Genomic DNA, 23,454 nt, shown 5'->3' on the forward strand with positions numbered 1-23,454 from the left:
GTTAGACAAGGGCCGAGCCGATCAGCTTGATCGTGACGACTTCGTCCGCGACGGGATCGAGGTCCAGACGCAAGATGCCGCCGTCGACGTCCGTGGTCATCGACGAGGAGGACGCGGTCGCCTTCAGAGACAAGCTCCGCGCGGCGTCTTCGGTTGAGCTGCCGACTTCGACGTTCGGCAGGCCGGAGGGAACGGCGGCCGACGTAATTTCTACATATACGACATGCTCGGACGTATCGAATCCTACCGTTAATCCGTCGTATTCCCGGAGCTCGACCTTGTGTCCCGCGTCGGGCAGCGTATAGCTGTCGCTTGCCGGTCCGCCAATCTCGGTTTCGGCGTCCGCCAGCGTCATGCCGAGCGAGATGCCGCCGATCCTGGGCTCCGGCTGGCTTGCCGCTTGGGGCGTATGGGACGGCTCGCCGCCAAGCGCATGAATCGTTACTTCGGGCGTCGGGCTTGAGGATGCGATCGATGGTTCGGCAGAGGGGAGCGAAGTTGCCGCCGACGGAACGTCTTGCTCGCTGCCGCATGCGACGGACAGCAGCATGACGCCGGCCGCCAGCGCGCCGAGAAGCAGGTGGCGCTCTTTGCGTTTGCTGTTGTACATTCGGACACCGCCTTACATTCTTTTCTATATTTAGTTTGACCCGCTTGATGCAGATAAAGTTGCTCTATGCATCGGATTTGAGCAGTTCCGCATAGGCCTTGCGTCGCAGGCGGAAGTCGATGGAGGTATATGGGCCCAGAAATATTTGCTCTTCGGCCGGTGTTGCGTGAACGCGATGGGATATGGTATTTTATTCGGAAAAGAGTGGACGGGGAGAATGTCATGGATATTTTGAAACAAAGGATTTTAGAGGAAGCGACCGTCGTAAGCGCAGGCGTCCTGAAGCTCGACTCGCTGCTCAATCACGGCGTCGATCCGGGCCTGACGATGGAGCTCGGCAAGGAATTCGCGCGCCGCTTCGAAGGGAAAGACATTACGAAGGTCGTGACGATCGAATCGTCGGGCATTCCGGTCGCGTTCGCTACGGCGCTCGTGATGAACCTGCCGCTCGTATTCGCCCGCCGCAAGAAGACGCTGCTTAACGAGCCCGATGCTTATTGCGAGCGCGTGCCGTCCTTCACCAAAGGCATCGTCACCGACTTGCTCGTATCGCGACACCTGCTTAAGGCCGAGGACCGGGTGCTTTTCATCGACGATATTATCGCCAACGGAGACGCTGCCAGAGGTTTGCTGAAGATTCTTGAACAAGCTGGCAGCTCGGTGGCAGGCATCGGAATCGTGCTTGAGAAGTCGTTCCAGGCAGGCGGCAGGACGCTGCGGGAGCTTGGCTACCCGGTCGAATCGCTCGTCAAAATCTCTTCATTGGAAGGTAACGCCATAACGTTCGAGGACTAGTCTCTTATCTTTGTAAGATAATCCCAAGCCCAACCTTAAAGAGAGGTCTTCCCGTCGGGCTGCCATTTGTTCTATAATAAGGCTAAGTGCAGAGGGAGGCGAGCAGCAAATGGGAGACATGAACGTGTCGCAGCAGTTTTTCGTCGACAAGCTGGAGCAAGCCAAGATCCATTTCGAGCGCGCGCTCGACTGCAAGCATACGGAGTTCGACGACCTGTATCCTTATATGATCGAACATCCGCAATTTTTCTGGTACAAGCGATACGTCGCTTGGTCGGAGCTTCTCACGATCGTGAAGCTGTGCGACGAGCTGGAGATCACGTGGACGGAGCAATTCACGGAGCGTCAGGCCGAGTACGTAAGAGGCCGCGTCATGTCGAGCAAGGTGCTCGACTACTGGTACGAGACCAACGAATCGCGCGAGCATGTCGGCTAAGCAGCTGCAGCGTTGAATAGCGGGAGGACCCGGACGAGACGGCCGTCTCGTCCGGGTCCTGTTTTTTTATAGAATTTAAGCATTATACATTTTAAGCATAAGAACAAGGAGGCCGTCATGGCAATCAGCGACGAACAACTGGATCAATACCGGGTCGAGGGAATCAAGGTCCGCGTCGTGCGGGACATTTTGCAGATCAACGATGTACGCGGCATCGTCGTGGCGTGGGACGACGATTACGTGCTCATCCGCAGACCCAACCGCCGTGTCGTACAGCTGCGGCGAAGCTACGCAATCGGTCCCGCATCGGAGCCGAGACAGGCGCCGGCGCTTGACGGAGCGCCCTTCGATCTCGAGGATATCGGCGAGCCGGACGATGCAAATGACTGAAAATTAGAACTTTAAGGACATGCTTGACTTCGTTTCCCGGGCCGTGCTATTATGAGTCTCGTGATTGCGGAACATAAGGCGCGGCGCCACTAACGGACAAGCGTACATCGTTCACGGCAAGATCATTTGCGGTCGTGGCGGAATTGGCAGACGCGCTGGATTCAGGTTCCAGTGGGCTAACCCCCCGTGGAGGTTCGAGTCCTCTCGACCGCACCACCTTATATATCTAAGATCTTGAATTCACCTCTTTAGACGGTGTTCAAGATCTTTTTTGCATGCCGGGAATTTGCAACGTGTTGCTAGCGACCTGCGGCGACGACATTTTGGAGCTGTAGTCCAGACGAGCATAGATGTTTGCTGTTGCGGAGCAATAACGATGCTCCGACCGTTGCGCCCGCGTAAATATAGTCCGCATAGGAAACGGAGTGCGATCTTGAACAAAGCAGTCTGCAAAATAATACAAATCATCGAGTTGATATTGTCCATTTATTAAAGCAAACACGCTTTTTATACTTAAGGCGATGGCGGGCCTGCCCATTGATTTCTCAAAGGGAGGAGCTGAGTAGGCAATAATTGAAAGCGTATTCACGTTAAAAATCGATTGCGGGAGGTTGTACAATGATTAGAAAGCGATATGCGACTAATATGATATGGGTTGCCGTATTTTTTTTGCTGATCGGCTTCGCTCCTCAACATAAAGCGAATGCGGCGGTGAGTGCGACATCTTCGGCAGGCTGGGATATCTGGACAAGCGGGCCGGGGGATTACAGATATGGGCCGGCCTATATCGTGAACGATGACGGCAGTATCGATATGTGGACATGTTCCCCCGGCAATTACTATTTTTTATACGAGAATTTTACCAGAACAGGCGTTCATTCGGCGATTGCAGTGGCGGGTACCGATGTCGCGGCCCAGAAGTTTACGACGACGAAGGATTTCCATGGCGTACAGGTATTGATTCCGACTTGGCACAATACCGCCTCCGGCGGAACCCTGAAGCTGTTTAAATGGAATACGGATTATAATACGACCGTGTCGGGCACCCCGCTGGCAACGCAAGCTTTTTCCAATATTCCTGATAATTCGTATATCAATTTGGAGACTCAAACCTTATACGAGGGAACCTACTTATGGACCTTCAGCAATACCGTGAACAGCGTCGGCGTTTGGAAATATGAAGGGAGCCATGCAGCGGGCAACGTCAATTATTTCAACGGCTCGACGGTAACGGGAGATTATGAGGTGCAGATCAACTATAATAGTTGGGACAATATTAGAACCAAGCGCTCGACCGACGGCGGCGCAACCTGGGGAACGGAAAGCGTCGCCTTGGCGCCTACGCTTTTGAGCGACGACCATTACGCCGCTTGCGATCCGGGGGTCGTTAAATTCGGAGGCTACTATTATATGGGCTATACTTCCACCAAAGATAATAGGGCCACCGCCAACGAAGTATATGTAGCCCGCGGCACTTCGCCTACAGGTCCGTGGGAGAAGTGGAACGGCAGCGGCTGGGGCGGCAACCCGGTTTCCTTTATCAAGTACACCGGGGACCCCATTTATTACGGAGCCGGCGAACCGAGCTTTGTCGTTCTGGACAATACCCTGTACATTTACTACTCGCTCGTCACCCGGGATGCCAATAACAGACCTGTTACCCTAACCATGCTTAAAACCGCATCAACGACCAATTCCAATTGGCCGGGAAGCCTCACCGATCACGGAGTCGCACTTTTAAAGCGCGAGGATCAGGGCATGGATTCCCTTGACGTTAAATATGTGGACGCTTACGGGAAATTCATTGCGGTCAATACCGCGCGCAGGCTGGGTCCGAAATCCTATGTGAAAATATGGGAGTCGACGGACGGGCTCAGCTTTCATCCTTCCAATATGGGAACCGTCGATCTCCAGCCTTATCTCCATAACAGCGGCATCAGCGGCGACAAATTAGGCCATATCGACATAACGAAAAACAATTTCATCGGATACGCCTACGGCCCTTCATGGGGCACATGGAACTTGCATCTCAATCCCATTTCGCTATCCAATAACAACCTGCCTGCGAAGCCGGACATCTATTCCGTACAGCCGAATAACGGGCAGATCCGCTTGGAATTTCAAACGGATTCGGCGGCTGCCAGCTATAATGTCAAATACGGCACGGCATCCGGTGTCTACACGACAACCATCACGGGCGTCACCGCCAGTCCTTATCGCATCACCGGCCTCACGAACGGGACGAGGTATTACGTCGCCGTGGAAGCCGTCAATGCCAACGGGACGAGCGGTGCAAGCGCCCAGGCGAGCGCGATTCCCCAAGTCTATTCTGCGATAAGCTTGACGGCCGCGGCTTCCTCCCAATTAACGGGCTGGGAGGCCAGTAAAGCGGTAGACGGGAATGTGACGACTGCCTACTCCAGTCAGTCCCATAATGCTGCGACCGCCACGGAATGGATCTATGTAGATGCCGGCTCCAACAAAAACATCGGCAGGCTTGTCATTACGTCCCGATTGCCGGATAATCAAAACGCACCCCAGTACGGAAATAATTTGAAGATTCAAATCAGCAACGATGCAACGACCTGGTTTGATACCGATTATAGAACATACGCCTATTCGATCATCGACGACGATACCTGGGGGAAATACGTAGTCGATTATCCCCAGCCGTTCAACGCAAGGTACATCAGGATCTACGCCACTTCACTGGGGATGGATTCGTTCGGAGGCCATTATTTGCAGCTTGGCGAGATTCAGGCTTACACGCTGCCGGTGTCGACCTTTCACTCCACAGCGTATCCGGGCTGGGAATCGTATCGAATGCTGGATTATGACGTCAATACCGTCTATTCCAGCTCGCTTCACGCATCGGCGGCATTCACCGAATGGGCCGGCATTAACCTGGGCAGCGTGCAGCAGATCAAGGGAATCAGCCTCACCCCTCGTCCCGACGGCTTTGGCTTCCCGGTTAATTTCAAGCTTCAATCGAGCAATGACGGCACGACCTGGACCGATATCTCGGGCATGTCCTTTACCAGCTATCCGGCCCCGGGAAGCAGCGTGCAAGCCTTTAATTTCACAAGTCCGGTAACCGCCCAGTATTTCAGAGTATATGCGACAAAGCTATCGAACGACGGCATTAATAACTATGCGCTGCAAATCGCGCAGATGGTCTTAAAATAAAGCGTGGTTTTCGACTCATAAAAGGCACCGGACAGGCCGGAAAAACGGCTTGTCCGGCTTTGCGATTTCATGCCGGGAGATCGGTTATTGGAGGATCTGCTCATGTTTAAGTTTCGGAGTCTCCAGAAAAAGTTGTTTATGAGCCAGATAACGACCATTATCATCTTTTCTCTGGTCTCCGGGTTTTCCTTTTTTATTTATACCTCCTCCGTTATTCAAAACAATGTTTTAGGCACGTATAACAACCTTGTAAAATCCACCTCCAATCAACTGGATTTATTTGTCCGCGATATGGATAATCTGTCCCGCAATATACTGTTCTCGCGGGTTTATTATGATAGCGACATGTTCTACTATTTGCAAAACAGCTTTAATATTTCCGACGTCCCCAAGCCCGGAACCGATTTTATGAGCGATTATTTCTTTTTTAACCCTTTCGACAAAGGGGCGGCGGACGGGAAATACAATATTTATGAGCTTCTGCAAGACCGCAATATCGCCAATGTAATCAACTCTATTAACGGGCCGGAAATGAAAGCGGATGAGATCGTGTTATTTAATGAAGAGGGCACGTTTTTTGGGGCGCCTACAAGCAGTACGGTGGATCCGCAAGAAATGCTGCGAAGAATTGCAAGCACGGCCTGGATCGATGGGGTGATCAAGAAAAATGGCAGCAAAGTGATGCTGGGCCCCCATCGCAGCGAGTGGAACGATGACCCGGAGCTGGTCATCTCTTTGGCGAGAGCATTTACCGATACCGTAAGCCGTACGAAATTTGGCATCATTGAGACCCAGCAGCGTTATTCGAAGCTTGAGAGCATGATGAAGCTGGTGGCGGCAGACAAAGCCGATTCCTTTTACGTGTTTGACGACGATCGTCATTTAATCTTTCCGGCCAGCACAAGCGCTGACGAGGCTGTCGACAACCGTTATTCTCTTGCCTATTTAATGGAATCGGCGGCTGCCAAACCAACCGATCAGAGGCATGTGCTAAATCCGAATACGAAACAATATGAAACGCTCTTAATCAATCATTCTGATTACACGGGCTGGACGACGATTTTTGCAGTCGGAGACAATATGCTTTATGGGGATGCCCACAAATTTCGGATTATGTTTATTTCATTTCTGGTAGTCATCCTAACTGCAACGATCATCTTTTCTTACTTCATCTCCAGAAGCGTAACGTACCCCATGAAGCTGCTGCACCGAATGATTAAAAAAACGGATTTGTCGAATTTGCAAAATGAGTCCGCGGATTCGAGGCTGGAGACCAGTATTATCGAGGTTTCGGAAATATACAATGCCTTTAACGAGGTACGATTTCGCCTGAATAAGACGATGAACGAAAACATAGAGGTGCGTTCCAAAGAGGCCAAAGCGCATTGGATGGCTTTGCAGGCCCAAATGAACCCGCATTTTTTGTATAACACGCTTTCGGTTATTGCGGCTACAAGTGAAGAGAATGGGATGGAGCATGTTTCCGACATGTGCAGGAAGCTATCCTCCATGTTAAAATATGTGACTAAACTTGCCGATTATCAGGTCAGCTTGCAGCTTGAATTGGATTATACGATTGATTACCTCAAGCTGATGAAGTTCAGATACGAAGATCATCTGATTTATGACATCGATATTCCTAGCGCTATGTCGAACTTGGTGCTGCCCAAGCTGACCCTGCAACCGTTGGTTGAAAATTGTATTAATCACGGCTTCAAGAGCAGCAGACCGCCGTGGAAAATTTCCATTTGCGGCAGTCTGGAGGAACGAAGGTGGGAGCTCAGCGTCGCGGATAACGGGTGCGGTCTAGCTTCTGACCGCATCGAGCTGATCCGGAATAAAGTTTACGGCAATGCCGGCCAGAGCACAGAAGAGCCGGGCTTGGGACTGACAAGCACGTTGATCCGCTTAAAGGAAATGTTTAACTCCTTTTATTTCAAGCTTGAAAATAATGATGAAGGCGGACTTACCGTTACCTTTGGGGGGAGCTTGGATGAGCTATAAAGTTTTCGTTGCAGAGGACGAACCGCCTTTGTTAAGGAATCTGGTCAAAAATATTCAACGGCTCGGCAGCGAGTACGAAGTGGTCGGGCAGGCATTCGACGGCGAGCAAGCTTACGAAGAAATGATGCGATTGCGGCCGGACATTTTGATTACGGATATTAGAATGCCGATTTTGGACGGACTGGGACTAATCAAAAAATTAAAGAGCTGCGGTTTGAATATCCACTGTATCATAACCACCGGCTATGATGAGTTCGAATATGCCCAGCGAGCGATCCGACTCGGCGTTGAAAACTATTTATTGAAACCGCTGTCATTCGATAAGCTGGCGGAGGCGCTTGGGCAGCTGGAAGCCAAGCTGATCGAACTAAGACATCAGCAATCTTTAAATATTTTCAATAAAGTCATCAATTTCAATGCCGATGCTTCCATGCTGGAGAGGCTTGAATCGGATCGCTATGAAATTTCCTTTATTTGCATCAATAATCCTTTAACCCATTTCCGCGGCTCAGAGGAGTATCTCTATAAAATTCATCATCTGATGTGGGATCTGAATTTCGATGAGCTATTGCAAAACAGGCTAATCAACAATAAGCACAAGTATTGGATTTTGGACGGGAAATTTCCGAACGAAAAAATCGTCATTTTGCGCCCGGATAAGCAGAGCGAGCAGCGGCTCCATACATTTGCAAATGATATTTTAGAAAAATTGGTTGGCGGCGAGGATTATGCAACGATTGCTTTTGAACCGTTTGACATTCAGAAAAATCAACTCGCAGCCGCCGTGCACAAGCTAAGACAGTTCATTTTGGAGCGCGCTGTTGTAGGTGCGAGTCAAGTTCTAACGGACACGCAAGCCAATGCAGCCGGGGCGGACGCGGTTATTTTGCGCCCGGAGCTGGAAAAGAAGCTGACTCTGTTCAGCAGAAGCGGGAAAGCCGAGCTGATTCAGCGTGAGCTGATCCAACAATTCGAGGCCTGGAACACGAGGTCTGTGACGAAGCGGATGCTGGAGAGCCATTTCACGCAAGTGATCAGAATCTGCTATCACAATAGCGAGATCATGAGGGAACGCCCGCTTTCGCATTTTGAAGAGAAGCTTGATGAAGTTTTTTTGCTGTGCAACCGGATGGACCTTCTGCTGGCAGAGTTTTTAAGTATGATTCCTGCGCTGCTAAAACCGGACGGACAAGCAGAAGCGGATACAGATCTGCAAAAATACGAACGGATGGCGGAAAAGGTAATGGAATATTTGTCCAACCATCTGGATCAGAAAATATCGCTTCAGGAAACGGCAGAGATTTTTGGCGTAACCGAGTCGTTTTTAAGCAAATTATTTAAAAAAATGACGGGAAATTCGCTAATCGATTACTTGATCAAGCTGAGAATCGATAAGGCGAAAACCTATATGAAGGATTATCCCGAGATAATGCTGAAGGATATTGCGGAAATGACCGGGTTCAGCGATCAATATTATTTTAGCCGCGTCTTCAAGTCGATAACGGGGAAAACCCCGAGCGAGTACAGGCTTGTGTTATGTACGAACGGTCAGCCTGCTGCAGATTAATACAAACAGGCGAGTCGAGATCCTCCATTTATCGAATCAAACATACTTCTTATACTGAAGTCAGTGGCAAGCTTGCCCACTCACTTTATAAAATGGAGGGTCAAAATGAGCAAAAAAATGATTAGCAGGATGGTCATTCTTGCCTTACTCACATCCCTGGCGCTGACAGCTTGCAGCAAAAACTCGCCCGCCGCTTCTAGCTCCTCTGCGTCCGGCGACAGTTCGCCGAGTCAAGAAACGGCTTCTGCGCCGGCCAAAAAAGAAAGCGTTACCTTAAGCGTCATTATCAACAAGGACTGGTACGACGATTCGATTAAATGGGTGATGGACGAGTACCAAGCGAAATCCGGCAATAAGCTGGATGTCCAAATTACGCCCGGCGGTCAAGCGTTTAACGATGCCCTGACCACGAAGGCGGCAGTGAACGAATTGCCGGACATTTTGTTTCTTTACAGCAGCGAGGCCTCGTTGAAACAAATGAAAGCGGATCAATTGCTGGTCGACTTGTCCAACGAGCCATATATCGGGAAAATATCGAAATCGATTATGGATAGCGGGGTTTGGCTGAAAGCCGACGGGAAGGTTTATGAAGTGCCTGTAGGCGGCTTTAATACGGTCGGGGTCATTTACAACAAACAGCTATTTGAACAAAACGGCATTCAAGTGCCTACGACCTATGAGGAATTTCTGGCGGTGTGCGAGAAATTGAAAAATGCCTCGGTTACGCCCATTGTCGAAGGCTTGAAGGATAGCTGGCCGCCTTTGCTTTATAATTTCATCGGTTTCGCCAATGAGTTTACGAAGAAAGGCGCCATTCAGCAGATGAATGACGGTACGTTTGATTTTACCAAGTCGGCCGAGGCGCAAAAGCTGTTGACCAGACAGCATGAGCTGTTTGAGAAGGGCTACATGAATAAGGATGCGGCTTCCGCTACCTATGACATGGAAATTGCCGCCTTCGGACAAGGGAAGGCCGCTATGGTTACCCAGTTCGACTCCTTCATACCGGCAGTGCTGCAAAAGTTCCCGGATGCCGCAAACTTTATCGGGATGTTCCGACTGCCGTGGGATGACGATTCTGTAGTCCCGGTCGATCTGGCACGGGGCATTGCGATTGCCAAGGGAAAACATGAAGATGCGGCAAAGGATTTCCTCAGCTTCCTTACTTCGGATGAAGTGCTGAACGGCTACTACAGCAAATTAAAATCCTTGCCTCCATATAATGGCGTAGATGCGACGCTCGATCCGGGAACGGCAGAAATGGTGCAGTATGTTGAAGCGGGGAACACGGTTCCTTTCTATTCGAATCTGGTCACGCCGGGCATCAATATCGGGTTCGATCTGCCGGGCGTCATCCTGGGCATCAAATCCGTGGACAAGGCTTTGCAGGAGGCGCAGCTGCAATATATAAAATCGGGCAAAGATAACCATATTCCCGGCTTCTAATATTAAACGGTCGGCAGAGAAGAGTAATCCTCCGATTACTCTTCTCGAGGACAAAAAAGGTGGTTTTCAGCATCATAACCAAACGATATTATGCCTATCGCTATATGCTTCCCTTGCTCGTGATTTACTCTGTTTTTTCCTTAATTCCGGCAATCATGGGCTTGTTCATGTCCTTTACCGATTGGACGGCGGCAAGCGGAAGCATCTTCAAGGTGAAATTCGTCGGTTTGTATCAATTTGAAAATATTTATGCGCAAACCAAACTGATGGGCGCGTCGGGAAGCGAAGGAATGGCCTTTGCGAACACGTTTAAATATGCGTTCGCAGTTACGATTTTCTTGAATATTTTCGGCCTGCTCCTCGCGCTTGTTTTTAATCTGCCATTTAAATTCAAGGGGTTCATCAGGAGCGCTTTTTTTATTCCTTGCATATTCAGCGCATTGATCATTTGCTTTACGTTTTCCGCTATTTTTTATCCGGGCGGACCGTTCGACCGTTTCCTGACGGCCGTCGGAATGAGCGATTTCATTCGTCCATGGCTGACAGATCGAAGCATCAACATTTACGTCATCAGCGCGATCAACATCTGGATGTTTCTGGGGTTTACCGCCACGATTTATTTGGCCGGCTTAAAATCGATACCCGGCGAATTAAAGGAAGCAACCAGGATCGACGGAGCGAATGCCTGGCAAAACTTCAGACATATCACGCTGCCGCTTATTGCGCCTGCGGTAACGATCAGCATGGTGCTGTCGCTTGTCGGCAGCTTAAAGGTTTTCGATCTGCCGTACTTGCTCTCGGGAAATCAGGCATACGTAATCAATTCTCTAGTCTATTTCCAGATGGGCAATCAATTGTACGCCTATGGGACAGCTATTAGCTTGGTCTTATTCATTATCGTTTGTTTACTGGCGTTTCCGTTACTTAAAGTATTAAGGAAAAACGAGGTACAGTTATAATGAATAAGAGAAACAATCTGCGGCTTGCCTTTCGCTTAAGCGAAACGTCCATGATTTTATTAAGCTTGGTCATCCTAATCCCTTTTTATTTTGCGATACTGACTTCTCTAAAATCTCCCGGGGAAGCAACGATGCTGAACTTTAATTGGCCGAGCAGCCTTCGATTCGATAACTATGCGACAGTGTTCAAGGAAGCGAATTTATTTCGGGGTTTGAAAAACAGCACGATCATATCCGCAACAAGCGTCGGAAGTCTGCTATTTCTGGCCTCCATGACCGCGTTTATTATTGACAGAAGGCAATCGTCGCTTACCAAGCTGGCGTACAATTATTTTGTATTCGGCATTATCCCTTCAGGGTTTATGATTCCCACGATTTACACGCTAAAGGCGCTGGGGCTTTACGGAACCTTTGTCGGCATCGACCTCATCTACATTGCCGGAGGCGCTCCGATCGCTGTATTTCTGATTACCGGCTTTATAAAAACGGTCCCGCGAGAATTGGACGAATCGGCGATTATCGACGGGTGCAAGGTCTGGCAGCTATTTTTTAAAATCATATTTCCGCAGCTCACGCCGATCATTGCCACCGCATCGATTTTTAGCTTGCTCGGGGTATGGAACGATTTTATCGGACCGCTGCTTTATTTGAAAAGCTCGTCTCAGTACACGATCCCGATGTCCGTATATGCCTTCAATTCACTCTACAATACCTCCTGGGAAAAGGTGTTTACCGTATTAATCATCGCCTCGATTCCGATTATCGTCGCCTATGCCGTTGCGCAAAAATACATCGTCGAAGGTATGACGGCGGGCGCTGTCAAGGGATGAGAGCTTACTGAACAGAAGCTCCGATCAAGCAGCAAATGTTCCCTTCTTGCTGGCGGAAGACGGTTCACTTGGTTTTCTATAACGCGCTGGATTCAGGTACTTGTGCGTGGGGCGCTTGTATTTCTCCGAGATGCCCGTGGTTACGCGGTTTTATCAGCTTTACACTTTTAAATTCTCTCCTGTAGTTCTCTCTTTTATCCGAGACACAGGCTGAGGCGAAAATTTGCGGTCGTGGCGGAATTGGCAGACGCGCACGGTTCAGGTCCGTGTGGGCTAATCACCCGTGGAGGTTCGAGTCCTCTCGACCGCACCACCTTAAATATCTAAGATCTTGAATTCGTCTCTTTAGACGGTGTTCAAGATCTTTTTTGCATGCCGGGAATTTGCAACGTGTTGCTAATGACCTGCGCCGACGACATTTTGGAGCTGTAGTCCAGATGAGCATAGATGTTTGCTGTTGTGGAGTAATGACTATGCCCCAACCATTCTTGAATTTCCTTCATCCCTACACCGTTTGCCAGCAGAAGGCTGGCGCAACTATGCCGAAGATCGTGAAACCGAATTCTGCGCAAGTCGTGTTTCTCCAGTACAATCGGGAAGTGTTGCGTAATATACCCCGGTTTGATTCGCTCCCCCAGCTTGTTCACATAGATGTAATCTGCGTATTCATCGGAATACGATTTTTTGTAGAGCAGCTTATTTCTCTGTTGTTCCTCCAGCAGTCGCAGAAGTAGTTCCTGAAATGCTGGAACGAGTGGGAGCGTTCGGTGACTGGATTTATTCTTTGCTCGGTCCTTAACGACCGTGATTAGTTTACCCTCATAAGATACGGGAATGACCGTATGCTGGATCGTTAGTGTCTGATTCTGAAAATTGATCGCTTGCCACTTGAGTCCGACGATTTCACCGCGCCTCAACCCGTAGAAAGCGGCCAGCAGAACGGCGAGCTCGATGGGATCGCCTTTTACTACTTCGAATAACTCATGGAGCTCCTGATCCCGATAGAAGCTCCCTGTGAAGTGGCTCTTTCTGGGCCGCTCGACTTTATCAGCCGGATTGGTTAAGATCATGTCCATTTTAAGCGCGTGTTGCAGCGCTTGACGGATATAAGCATGGAAGTGCTGGACGGTACTTGTAGAGAGCTTGAATTCCTTCAATACGTACTGGTAGAAGTCATGCAGATGCTTTGGTTGAATCTCCTGTAGTCGTAAGCCCTTTTCGCGGAAGTAAGGAACGATGCGACCATTAACACCAAAGGTGTATGCGGCATGAGTCGTGACTTCGACACGATGCTTCATCATTTCCAACCATTGCTCCATAAAGTCGGCGAAAAGAATACCGGCTGGACTATCCTCCGCTGGTGTTGTTTTTTCCTCAATGACCGTAGCTTCCTTATCAGCGGATTCTGAAGGAGTTTCAAAACTCTTCCGTGCGTCTTGAAGCATTGCTTCCGCTTTCTTCTTGTTCCCTTTGGTTGGCAGCCCTGTTGCAATCCACTTGGTTTTTCGCTTGCCCGCCTCATCCTTGTAATTCAGAACAATGTAATAATTGCCTTTCTTTTCTTGCAAGTGGCCTGCTACCATTTCATATCCCTCCAGGATAGCAGCCCCGGCAACCTACCATCGACGCTTTAATTATAACAGGCAATGAAAAGATATTTCAATGCTTTAAAGCATCGAAGCAATTGCTGGGGGTAATGATTTCCCGTAAATAATTTATGATGCTCAGTTTCGGAATTCTGTAAAACCGACCGATGCGAAAATGAGCGATACGCCCCGATTGGAGTAATTTACGGCCCGTTTTGGTACTAATGCCTCCTAGCATCATACACATTTGCTCGACCGTTACGACATCAGGCATGGACTGAAAAAGGAGAAGATACGGATCAGATTCTAAAATGGATTGATTCTCCTCATGTGACATGAAGGTTCTCCTTAATTGGTTGATTCAAGTTTTCTCACAAATTGGAGTGAGCGATATATAAGCCTTCATTATCCTGTTCATTTTTTGGGTGAAATCGGGTAATCAAGAGAAAAAATCGAAAAACCACTTTCAGAATGAAGGTGGTCTTTCGTAATACTCTGTGTTATGCGAACCATTTTTGGCCCATCGAAATGCCGAAGCCCCTCGTCCTATAAGGCTTTTCGCCATTCCAACGTTATAGTGAGTCGATGTTAATGATAGATGCCACCATTTATTGGGTCGGGAATAGAGGTTGGGTGTGAATGACCGACTATTTCTTTAGGCAGTACTTTATTATTGACTCGAAAACCACCAGATGCGTCCCGTCTTCTAAATTTCTGCTCAATATCTGATAAATAATTTACTGGAATGTTTGAAAGTGGGATGTCACAGAAGAAAATAGTAGGTGTGCCGACTTTCTTTAAATTATGTTGACAGAATAATTGTGCTGCTATCCCGCATAGGAATTCACTCCCGTAGATTAAATAATGTCCACAAAAGTTTATAAGCTCTTCTTGAGAAAATGTAAGCCACACTGATTTATCTGAAGGAGGTAGTGTACTCCAAGCTGTTTCAAACGTACTCAATACTTTGCTTACTGAAACTTGTTCATTACACAAACGAATGATTGCGTCTTGCTTTGCGAATTCTTTTTCAATGGGTATTATTCCATTTTGATAATAGCTTTCTACAGAAGTAGGGCGGCAACCATGATATCCTCTAAGATGAGTGAAGTTTTCAATCAAATTTATATGAGTATTTTGTGATTTTAGCATATTTTCAAAAATGGCCACACTTTTATTCATTTGCACCTCTTAAAAACTTTTTTAGAATAATTTTTAACATTCAATGTACTTCGACGAAAGTAAGAAGATTTCCTGCATTTGATGTGGCAAACAGCCACATGAAGCAGTGAGTAGAGAAATGGAGATATTAGGGAGGAATAACAAAGGGCTGTGTCGAACTTTGGAGTATAGAAGTTAGTTCGTTAGTTATAAATCATTCTAGGTCTTTTCTAGTAGACGATATTTTAATCGATATCTGAAGACAGTGCTGCGGTAATTCAAATAGAGAGTAGATAACCTGGTTTCTATTCAATACCAGTGTAGATAATCTTTGATGAAATAATGCAAAGTGGTGAGGGAGTAATTATGGAAGAATTATTATCACAACTCATACTGAATGGTGTAGAGAGCGAGTATCTTGATTTCAAGGCTGAGCAGTATAGTGATAAAGTTTCTTTACTAAAAGATTTTATTGCAATGGCAAATTCGCATTATTCCGGTGACAAATACATCATAATTGGAGTGAAGGATACACCAGGGCTTTCAAGAGAGGTTGTAGGTATCCCACCAACGGAGATCAAGGATTGTGCAGAATATCAGCAGTTTATATTTGAAAATGTGGATCCCTACATTAACTTTAACTTCCTAATCATAGACTTTAATCAAGTAAAACTGGGAGTGTTTCAATTTTATAATAATACTAAACAACCATACATGATGAAAAAAGATTACAGAAACCTGCATAGCGGTCATTGCTTTATAAGAAAAGGAAGTATAAACACTTTAGCTGTTAGAAGCGATTTTGATTTATTTTACTCAAACAGAGAAGAATTCAAGATTACTTTTCTAGACCCATTACTAAGCTCAATCAATGATCGTGATGGTAACGCATCAATTAAATTGTCCTTGCGGAACTTAACAAGCCTACCAATACTAATAGACTATGGGAAACTGTTTATTAAAGATTCTACAGGAAGTGTATTAACAGAGCATCAGGTATATGGATTCGATCATTATGAAGGTGTCGATTTTCAAATAGAATTAGCCAGGTTCTCCGAAAAAACAGGTTTTTTAATTGTGGATTTAGGTTCTACAAATTGCGTAACATTAGGTTTAAATGAAAATGGATATACAAATGAGACTTTTAATTTTGAATTACTACTGGAAGATACACTTGGTAATAAGTATCGGGCAGAATTGAATGACGGGCAAGTTTGGGCAAGAGGAAATGTCCTTCATAAGGTTCATTTAAAACGTAGGATCAGAAATTAACAATAACATTACAAGGGATATTAATACATTCTTTTAAGGGGGCAGGGACAGTGGATCAGGATTTGGTTCGTTATTCACGGGCAGGTGATGTTTTTCACTACCGCTGGGCTGCTCGTCGCTGCCTTAGAATGATATCTCCTAAATCACTGATTCGCCATATATTTATTGAGGGCTCAAAAGAACGGGAAATGGCAGGAGAGTATGTCATTGATGTATCAGAATATATAAATTCATTGGAAGGTAATTTAGATAGAATATTTTATTATCAACTGAAACACACAACCGTTAGAAAGGATCAGTCCTTTAATCTGAGCGATTTAAAAGGAACTATAGAGGGATTTGCTAAGCGTTACAATGAACATATTAAAGATAATTTAATGGCTTCTGTAAACATATCATTTGTGTTGGTTTCAAACAGACCAGTTTCCGAAAAAGTAAAAGAGAACATAAAAAACGTTATAAGTGGAGATCAAGTCGACAAGCGCTTTTTAAATACACTTTCGAAATACGTGAATTTACAAGATGATGAGCTTAAGAAATTTTGTTTGAATCTTGAGTTTGCTGATAGCGAAGGAGATTATAACGTTCAAAAGCATGAACTTCGCGTGGAGATATCTCAACTACTCGCGGGAACCGTTAACAATTCTCAAATTAATCATATTACTTCATTAGTTCAAGAGAAGGCGTTGCCTCATAACAAGGAGCCGATTGTTCGTGAAGAAGTCCTTAGATATTTTGAGGTAACATCGGAGAGAGAACTGTTTCCTGCTCCACCTGAATTTGAAGAGCTGAGAGAAATGGTTCCGAGAGTTCAGTATAACGAATTGCTTAATCTCATGATGAGCCAGACTTCGCCGGTGATCGTCCATGCTTCAGGTGGTATTGGAAAAACTGTTTTTGCGCGTACAGTTGTAAAGATGTTACCAACCGGCTCTATTGGTATCATATATGATTGTTTTGGGGGAGGGCGCTATCGAAATCGAAGTGAGCATCGACATCAGCATAGTGATGCATTGGTCCAGATCGTAAACGAATTAGCGGCACAAGGATTATGTGACCCGTTAATTGTACAGCATGGTGCGAGTGAAAAAGATATTATGAGAAAGTTTCTGGATAGACTTACATTTACGTTAGAGGTGTTGAAGAAAACCAAGAATGATGCACAGATGATTATCCTTCTGGATGCAGCTGATAATGCAGAGATGGCTGCAGCGGAAGTTAATGAGCCGTGTTTTGTTCATGAACTAATGCGAGAATCGATTCCTGAAGGTTGTATTTTGGTTGCTTTATGTAGAACAGAACGAATACATCTATTGCGTCCTAAAGCATCTATCCCGCAATTTGAGCTACCTGCCTTTTCCGAAGAAGAATCATTATTGCATCTGAGAAGTTTCTTTTCACACGCTTCACACGATGACGGTCAAGAATTTCATCGATTAACAAGTGCGAATCCCCGTGTTCAAGCGAATGCACTAAATGCTGGGCATAGTACGTTGACGGAGGTTTTAAAAAGCCTTGGTCCTTCGGGAACAACGGTTGAAGATCAAATTAGTAATCAGCTTGATATTGCTATTGCTACAGTTGTAGATAGGCATCCCCAGGATTATCAGAAATATATTGAATCGATTTGTAGTGGTCTTGCTACATTGCCGCCATTCATACCTCTAGATGTACTCGCGGCGGCAGCTGAAACGGATAAAGCAACTGTCAGAAGCTTTGTGGCGGATTTAGGGAGACCGCTCTGGATTTCAGATACATCCGTGCAATTTAGAGATGAGCCAACTGAAACTTGGTTCAGAGAGAAATTCGCCGCTTCAAAGGAATTGATAAATAGTTACGTCGATCACCTGAGGCCACTTGCTGCAGGCAGCTCGTATGTGGCTACGGCACTTCCTTCTTTACTTTTACAGTCGGGAAACTATGATGAGTTAATGGATCTGGCTCTTTCTGATCGACTATTACCCCAAAACAATCCAATTGACGTACGAAGCATTCGGTTGTATCGGTTACAGTTCGCATATAAAGCTGCTTTAAGGCAAGAACGGTATGCAGATGCAATTAAGCTTGCAGTTCGTGCGGGTGAAGAAACCGCAGGGATGAATCGACAACTTCAAATACTGAGAAAGAACGTTGATTTAATTGCGCCATTGCAAAGTGTGGAGAAGGTGCAAGAATACGCATTTCGACGCAGTATAAGAGGTAAATGGGACGGCTCCAGCAACATATACTCGGCGTCTCTTTTGGCTACCGTACCGCATTTAAAAGGAGAAGCAAGGGGATATATTAGGGCAGCACACAATTGGCTTCGTTTGTATTTTGAAGAACGTCGCAAAAGAAAAGAAGAATTCAACCAAGAACGTCTAGAATATGATGATATTGTAGAGTTGGCAAATGCCCATTTTCATCTATTCGGAATAGAAGATGCTGCGGAATTCCTTTTGGGCTGGAGCCCTAACAATGTCACTTACCGAATAACAGGACCGTTTGTGAAGCGGCTTATTGATGCTGGGAAATTAGAAGTGGCTCAAAGCTTGATAAAGGTTGCTCCGCGTGAACAATACTTAGTGATTGCGACGGTACACGAGCTACTTAAAGTGGGCTATGTTCCTCATGCATCCTGTTTAAAAGAAAGTTTAATTTTACTTACATCAGATCCGGCTCGTATACCAAGACCGGAATATGCCTATAACGATACAACCCTTTCGGCCATTGTATCTTTTTTGGAAGTATGTGCAGCCAATAAATTACCTAAGGAACAAATACTTAGAGTACTTAGGCACTATAGTCCAGAACGAGCTCCAATGGCTCTTACAAGTAATCATCAATCAATAGAGCGCGAAGCTTATTTAAGAGCTGTAGCCTTAAAATGTGCACTCTTAAATAATTTTGAACTGGATATAAATAATCTAATTCCGAGTATGATTCTGGAAGAAAGGAAAGGACGCAATTTTGATCAAAGTGTGCAAGAGTTTAAGGGAATAGTTGGAAGGCTTTTACCGTGGTACTTTGTCCGCATACGCATTTTATTGAATGATTACTCAAATATGTCTGAAGCGATAGAGAATGCAAATAGTCTTTCAACAAAAGCTCACGGCCAAAGATATCAAGGATATGACGCTATTCCTTATGAAATATCTAGAGTAAAGATAGAAGTATTGATGTATTTATCCAAAGCAGATACCAGTCAAGTAAATCAATATTTTGTGGATCATTTGAAAGAAAACCGGCAAATACTCATTCAAGATCGAATTGGAGCTTTACGCTCGGCAATACGTAATGAACATCTTTCGGGAATAAAAATCAATTTGGAACAAGCCGCTATCAATGAGATTATTTCAGATTCAAGTTTGGAAACCGAAACAAGGGCCGAGCTGCTGATCGACCTGGCTCGAGCGGTCCTTTCTGCCGACATGGATGATGCTGCAGTTTATTTTAATGATGCCATAGAAGCTGTTTCAAAATTTGGAGATGAAATCGTCGAAAGATGGATGGCGTTAGTAGCGTTGGCTAACCGTAGTGCGGAAAGCGAGCACGTGTCTCCGGAACATGCATATCGGTTTATTCGTTGTGCTGAACTGATTGGAGAGAACGTTGTACGTGAGAAGCATTGGGATCGAAACGGTGCTATTGAAATTTGCGTTAGATTGAATCCTCATTCAGCTCTGGCTGCATTAAGTCGATGGCGTGATCGGGAAGTCGGATGGTTTGATCGGCAGCTTCCAGCTTTAGCCGAAGAAATCGTAATAAGTAAATCCATTTCTCCTTCAGTCGCATGGTCGCTGTCTGCCTTTTTTGTTGATTATGGAATTGCCGGCTTTGCGGAACTTTGCATAGAGAATGAACAGGACGAAAAAAAGCGTCAAAGCATACTGGAGGCAGTGATAAATGACCTTGAACTTAGTGAAGCTTCAGAAACGAATTGGAGTATTCTTGAAAGGGTAGCACGGAAACATAGTATGAAGAGTGATAAATTAGACAAGATAATTGCTTTTCATGCTGAAAACCATAAATCAAGGACAGAAAAAAAGGTAAAAAATGACCCCCACACTGTTCACCAAAGTGAACAACAAACTAATTTTGAAAATATATTCGATAGTGTGGAGTTAACTTCATATTCGGGAATCCAAATTGCGTTAAATCGATTCAATGAAGCTACAGCTAGACCGTATAATCGTCGCGACTTTTGGAATGAATTGTATTCGCGCGTTGATAATAGCGATGCGGTCAAAGTCTTAAACGAAATAGTATTGGTGGATTGTGCTGATATATATGACATTCAAGCTGCACTTTCCACTGTACCTCAAGAGTGGATGAACAAAGTCAGTGTCAAGCGAATATGGTCTGGTGTACTGGAAGATGTTGCGCGGCGGTTTGCCTATCGATTCACTGAACGAGGCACATTGGACTTTTTTGTAGAGAAGATTTATACGGATGAACACACTAAGGAGTCGATGCAAAAGGGGATATTTGAAGGCTTGTCCACTAGTGGGGATCTGATAAATGCCAGCACGTTCTTTGGGTTTGCACAAATGGCTTCAAGTCTAATCTCACCGGAGGAAGCGAAAGGAACACTTGCATTTGCATTAAGCCGTTTCGAATTGCATGTGGATGATGAATTTGCAGATGGTCCTTGGTCAGATTGGCTGGTACCGCCTTTAGAAAAAAATGAAGCGTTTGCTGGATTCATTTGGGCGGCTCTAGGATCACCTCGAGCAGAAATACGATGGCGAGCCGCGCACGCGGTGCGCAGATTAGCAGCATTAGATTGTGAAGCAGAGATCGATGCTTTAATTCTGTGGTTAGAGCGAAATAAAGTGGATGCCTATGGCAATAATAAACTTCCCTTTTATAGTTTACATGCGCGATTGTATTTGTTAATAGCGATTGCACGGGTATCTATTAGTAAGCCATCAATCATAAAGAAACATCATGCGGTTTTCCTTCGACATGCACTGGGGGACTTTGTTCATGTTCTTATTCAAAAGTTTTCTAGTGAAGTTGCTCTAAATATCGAGAGGGCTTATCCAGGAACCTATAATGGCGATACTGTTGAGCAACTGAATAAAGTAGGAGTCAGTTCATTTCCTATTAAGAATGTCGGTTATAATGATTTATTCGACAGCTACTGGCATCGTGCTGGGCTGATTGATAAAAGTTTGAAATTTCATCATGGGTATGATTTTGATAGTTATTGGTTTGAGCCACTTGGTGATGTATTTGGCCTAAAGTCAAAACAGGTTGAGGAACTGGCAACGGAAGTTATCGTCAAGGAGTGGCGAATAAAGAACGATAACGATCCACGTGCTGCGTTATGGCGTTCTGAACAAAATGGGCGAGGAACTTGGCATAGTCATTACAGTTACCCTCACATAGATAATTATCGTTTTTATCTTTCCTATCATTCGATGTTTGTAGTCGCAGCCAAGGTCTTAGAGAAAATGCCCATCGTTCATCAAAGGGAATGGCGTGAAAATGAGTGGGGAAGTTGGCTCGAACGGCATGTGTTAACACGAAAAGATGGATATTGGCTTTCTGACAGACGTGATCCTGTGCCACTTTTTCCGCGAGAATGGTTGTTGAAATCAGATGATAAAAACTGGAAGTCTGAAGTATCAACGTATGATTTTTTTGATGAAGTCGTCTTCGAACGAGATGGAGAGATTTGGTTAAATGTATATGGTTCTAGGGATGTGAGCGATAGTGAGCGTAAAGCACATTCTTATGTTACCAGCGCGCTTGTTTTACCTGAAGGTTCACAATCATTAATGAATGCATTAATCGCATGTTCAAGCCCTCATGATTTCAAACTCCCTGAGTATCAGGAGGAGGATATGGAATTTACCGAATATCCATTTGAACTTAAAGGTTGGGTATTGAGGTCTGACACTTCTGCGGGTCTAGATCGTTTTGATCCTCTTGCAGCAGATATAGACTTTCCACCATATGTAATTGGACAAACAATTGTTGAAAAAATGAATTTAACGTGTGATTACGAACAGCGAATGTGGTTTTCTCCAGAAAGTAACGATCCGTGTGTAAACTGTGAGATTTGGAGTGCCAGTAGATCAGTTCCGGATCAAGATCCATCGAATAAGGGAAATCGACTCAGTGCTTCCCTTTCTTTTTTGCGGAAAGTATGTAGTATTTTTAAGTGTGAGATTATCTTTGAAGTCCAGATTGATCGAGAATACAAGCAAAAGCCGTACACGAGGAGGGAGCACAGTGACGAGTATACCCCGCCGCGCAACAAGCTTTTTATCCTCTCAGCCGATGGAAGACTTAGAAGCTCGGAATCGTATTATGAATTTGGGAAAGGCGTTAGTCACTGAACTTGGCTTAGATAACAGTGTCGATACGTTTGCTCGTTGGATGGCTCACTATGTGGCTGAGCAGATAGTTGTTGCTGAAACTGCAACTGCAAATAGTAAAGCTATTGCAGAGAAGAACTGTTTCGAAACTATTCTAAAACTATGGGAACATCAAGAGAGTTTTCCTCGTGGACGACGTCCTTTTGAAAATTTTGAACCCATTTTTCGAGCGCTTGAAAGACTGGACCCAGAAAAGGACGAACCATTTTTTTGGGCAAATCTTGATGATTCCCCTAAAGGAAACGTGTCAGAGGATGTGAAATATTGGCTAGATGTTGCGTCAGGCATTGATAAAGTCGCTAGAATTTGGCTCGATTATGTTTTCAAACAAGCAGCATTATGTGCAACTGACGATAAAACAAAGAGTTGGATTAAAAACACTGTTGGTTTAGATAAAAAGGAAAGCTCGGTTATTGTGAAGTTTCTAACCGAGGATGGTTTAGATAACGAGATGACGAGTGAGAGTAATAAGAGAGAGCTGATTAATTCGAGAATTCAACAGCTTCAATCATTTAATGATTTTAATAAGAAGCTCATGGCAATTTTCGAAAGAGAACTTGAAATTATGTCGAAGGATGCTTAGTGTCTAGCAACAATCAAGTGTATAGGAACACAGGGAGGTAGTAGAGTTGATTTGATTCCTGTACCTCCTTTTGTGTGATATTTCCAATTGTCGTGTTAAGATGAGAATGGTACAAAGGCATTGGCGAGAGAGTCGGTAACGGTTGAGTTGGAGCCACGGGAAGTCTGATTGCAACATGGTAGGCGTTCATTTCTCCAGATCTGTATAACAAGCGAAATACAGATATTTCTGACTTAGAGAGAATTATTACGTAAATTTCAA

At 45.4% G+C, this 23,454-nt stretch carries 16 protein-coding genes and 2 tRNA genes; 14 read left to right on the forward strand and 4 right to left on the reverse strand.

Annotated features, from left to right (window positions below):
* Position 1: 1 nt before the first annotated feature.
* On the reverse strand, positions 2–610 hold the full coding sequence (locus tag ACFOTD_RS17110) for a hypothetical protein (protein ID WP_378120845.1): 609 nt from the start codon (positions 608–610) through the stop codon (positions 2–4).
* Between the two features lie 222 nt (positions 611–832).
* On the opposite strand from ACFOTD_RS17110, the gene ACFOTD_RS17115 reads away from it, so the two are divergent.
* The 11 genes from ACFOTD_RS17115 (at position 833) to ACFOTD_RS17165 (ending at position 12,536) form a co-directional block, all read left to right on the forward strand.
* A complete protein-coding gene (locus ACFOTD_RS17115) occupies positions 833–1,405 on the forward strand; it encodes a xanthine phosphoribosyltransferase (protein ID WP_378120847.1) in 573 nt (190 codons plus the stop codon).
* A gap of 109 nt (positions 1,406–1,514) precedes the next feature.
* On the forward strand, positions 1,515–1,841 hold the full coding sequence (locus tag ACFOTD_RS17120) for a hypothetical protein (RefSeq protein ID WP_282907922.1): 327 nt from the start codon (positions 1,515–1,517) through the stop codon (positions 1,839–1,841).
* Between the two features lie 117 nt (positions 1,842–1,958).
* Positions 1,959–2,231: a hypothetical protein gene (locus tag ACFOTD_RS17125; RefSeq protein ID WP_378120849.1), complete on the forward strand. Its 273-nt coding sequence runs from the start codon at positions 1,959–1,961 to the stop codon at positions 2,229–2,231.
* A gap of 128 nt (positions 2,232–2,359) precedes the next feature.
* Positions 2,360–2,447 (forward strand) — tRNA-Leu (locus ACFOTD_RS17130).
* Positions 2,448–2,849: 402 nt separating this feature from the next.
* A complete protein-coding gene (locus ACFOTD_RS17135) occupies positions 2,850–5,417 on the forward strand; it encodes a discoidin domain-containing protein (protein WP_378120851.1) in 2,568 nt (855 codons plus the stop codon).
* 102 nt (positions 5,418–5,519) lie between these two features.
* Complete coding sequence (locus ACFOTD_RS17140) at positions 5,520–7,421, forward strand: sensor histidine kinase (RefSeq protein WP_378120853.1); 1,902 nt, start codon at positions 5,520–5,522, stop codon at positions 7,419–7,421.
* Entirely contained in the window at positions 7,411–8,988 is a 1,578-nt protein-coding gene (locus ACFOTD_RS17145) for a response regulator (RefSeq protein WP_378120855.1), read from the forward strand. Before ACFOTD_RS17140 ends, ACFOTD_RS17145 begins: the two co-directional genes overlap by 11 nt.
* A 105-nt stretch (positions 8,989–9,093) precedes the next feature.
* Entirely contained in the window at positions 9,094–10,434 is a 1,341-nt protein-coding gene (locus ACFOTD_RS17150; protein ID WP_378120857.1) for an ABC transporter substrate-binding protein, read from the forward strand.
* Between the two features lie 167 nt (positions 10,435–10,601).
* Complete coding sequence (locus ACFOTD_RS17155; protein WP_378120859.1) at positions 10,602–11,393, forward strand: carbohydrate ABC transporter permease; 792 nt, start codon at positions 10,602–10,604, stop codon at positions 11,391–11,393.
* A gap of 131 nt (positions 11,394–11,524) precedes the next feature.
* Positions 11,525–12,223 carry a carbohydrate ABC transporter permease gene (locus ACFOTD_RS17160; protein ID WP_378120861.1) on the forward strand — a complete coding sequence of 233 codons (699 nt, stop codon included), beginning with the start codon at positions 11,525–11,527 and terminating at the stop codon, positions 12,221–12,223.
* 225 nt (positions 12,224–12,448) lie between these two features.
* Positions 12,449–12,536 (forward strand) — tRNA-Leu (locus tag ACFOTD_RS17165).
* A gap of 43 nt (positions 12,537–12,579) precedes the next feature.
* On the opposite strand, the gene ACFOTD_RS17170 is transcribed toward ACFOTD_RS17165, so the two are convergent.
* From ACFOTD_RS17170 to ACFOTD_RS17180, 3 genes are all read right to left on the reverse strand, one after another.
* The gene (locus ACFOTD_RS17170; RefSeq protein ID WP_378120863.1) at positions 12,580–13,806 is read right to left on the reverse strand and encodes a tyrosine-type recombinase/integrase; all 1,227 of its coding nucleotides are present in this window, start codon (positions 13,804–13,806) and stop codon (positions 12,580–12,582) included.
* A 76-nt stretch (positions 13,807–13,882) separates the two neighbouring features.
* Positions 13,883–14,146, reverse strand: coding sequence for a helix-turn-helix domain-containing protein (locus ACFOTD_RS17175; protein WP_378120865.1), 264 nt, complete (start codon positions 14,144–14,146; stop codon positions 13,883–13,885).
* A 251-nt stretch (positions 14,147–14,397) separates the two neighbouring features.
* A complete protein-coding gene (locus tag ACFOTD_RS17180) occupies positions 14,398–14,991 on the reverse strand; it encodes a hypothetical protein (protein ID WP_378120866.1) in 594 nt (197 codons plus the stop codon).
* Positions 14,992–15,336: 345 nt separating this feature from the next.
* Between ACFOTD_RS17180 and ACFOTD_RS17185 the strand changes: the two genes are divergently transcribed.
* From ACFOTD_RS17185 to ACFOTD_RS17195, 3 genes are read left to right on the forward strand one after another with little or no spacing between them, the layout of a single operon-like run.
* Positions 15,337–16,242 carry an ATP-binding protein gene (locus ACFOTD_RS17185; protein ID WP_378120868.1) on the forward strand — a complete coding sequence of 302 codons (906 nt, stop codon included), beginning with the start codon at positions 15,337–15,339 and terminating at the stop codon, positions 16,240–16,242.
* Between the two features lie 50 nt (positions 16,243–16,292).
* Complete coding sequence (locus ACFOTD_RS17190) at positions 16,293–22,571, forward strand: ATP-binding protein (RefSeq protein WP_378120870.1); 6,279 nt, start codon at positions 16,293–16,295, stop codon at positions 22,569–22,571.
* Positions 22,543–23,193 carry a hypothetical protein gene (locus ACFOTD_RS17195; RefSeq protein WP_378120872.1) on the forward strand — a complete coding sequence of 217 codons (651 nt, stop codon included), beginning with the start codon at positions 22,543–22,545 and terminating at the stop codon, positions 23,191–23,193. The genes ACFOTD_RS17190 and ACFOTD_RS17195 overlap by 29 nt, the downstream gene beginning before the upstream one ends.
* Positions 23,194–23,454: the final 261 nt, after the last annotated feature.

Origin of the sequence: Cohnella sp. GCM10012308, from assembly GCF_042649185.1 — a bacterium.
In the GTDB taxonomy this organism is placed as follows: domain Bacteria; phylum Bacillota; class Bacilli; order Paenibacillales; family Paenibacillaceae; genus Cohnella.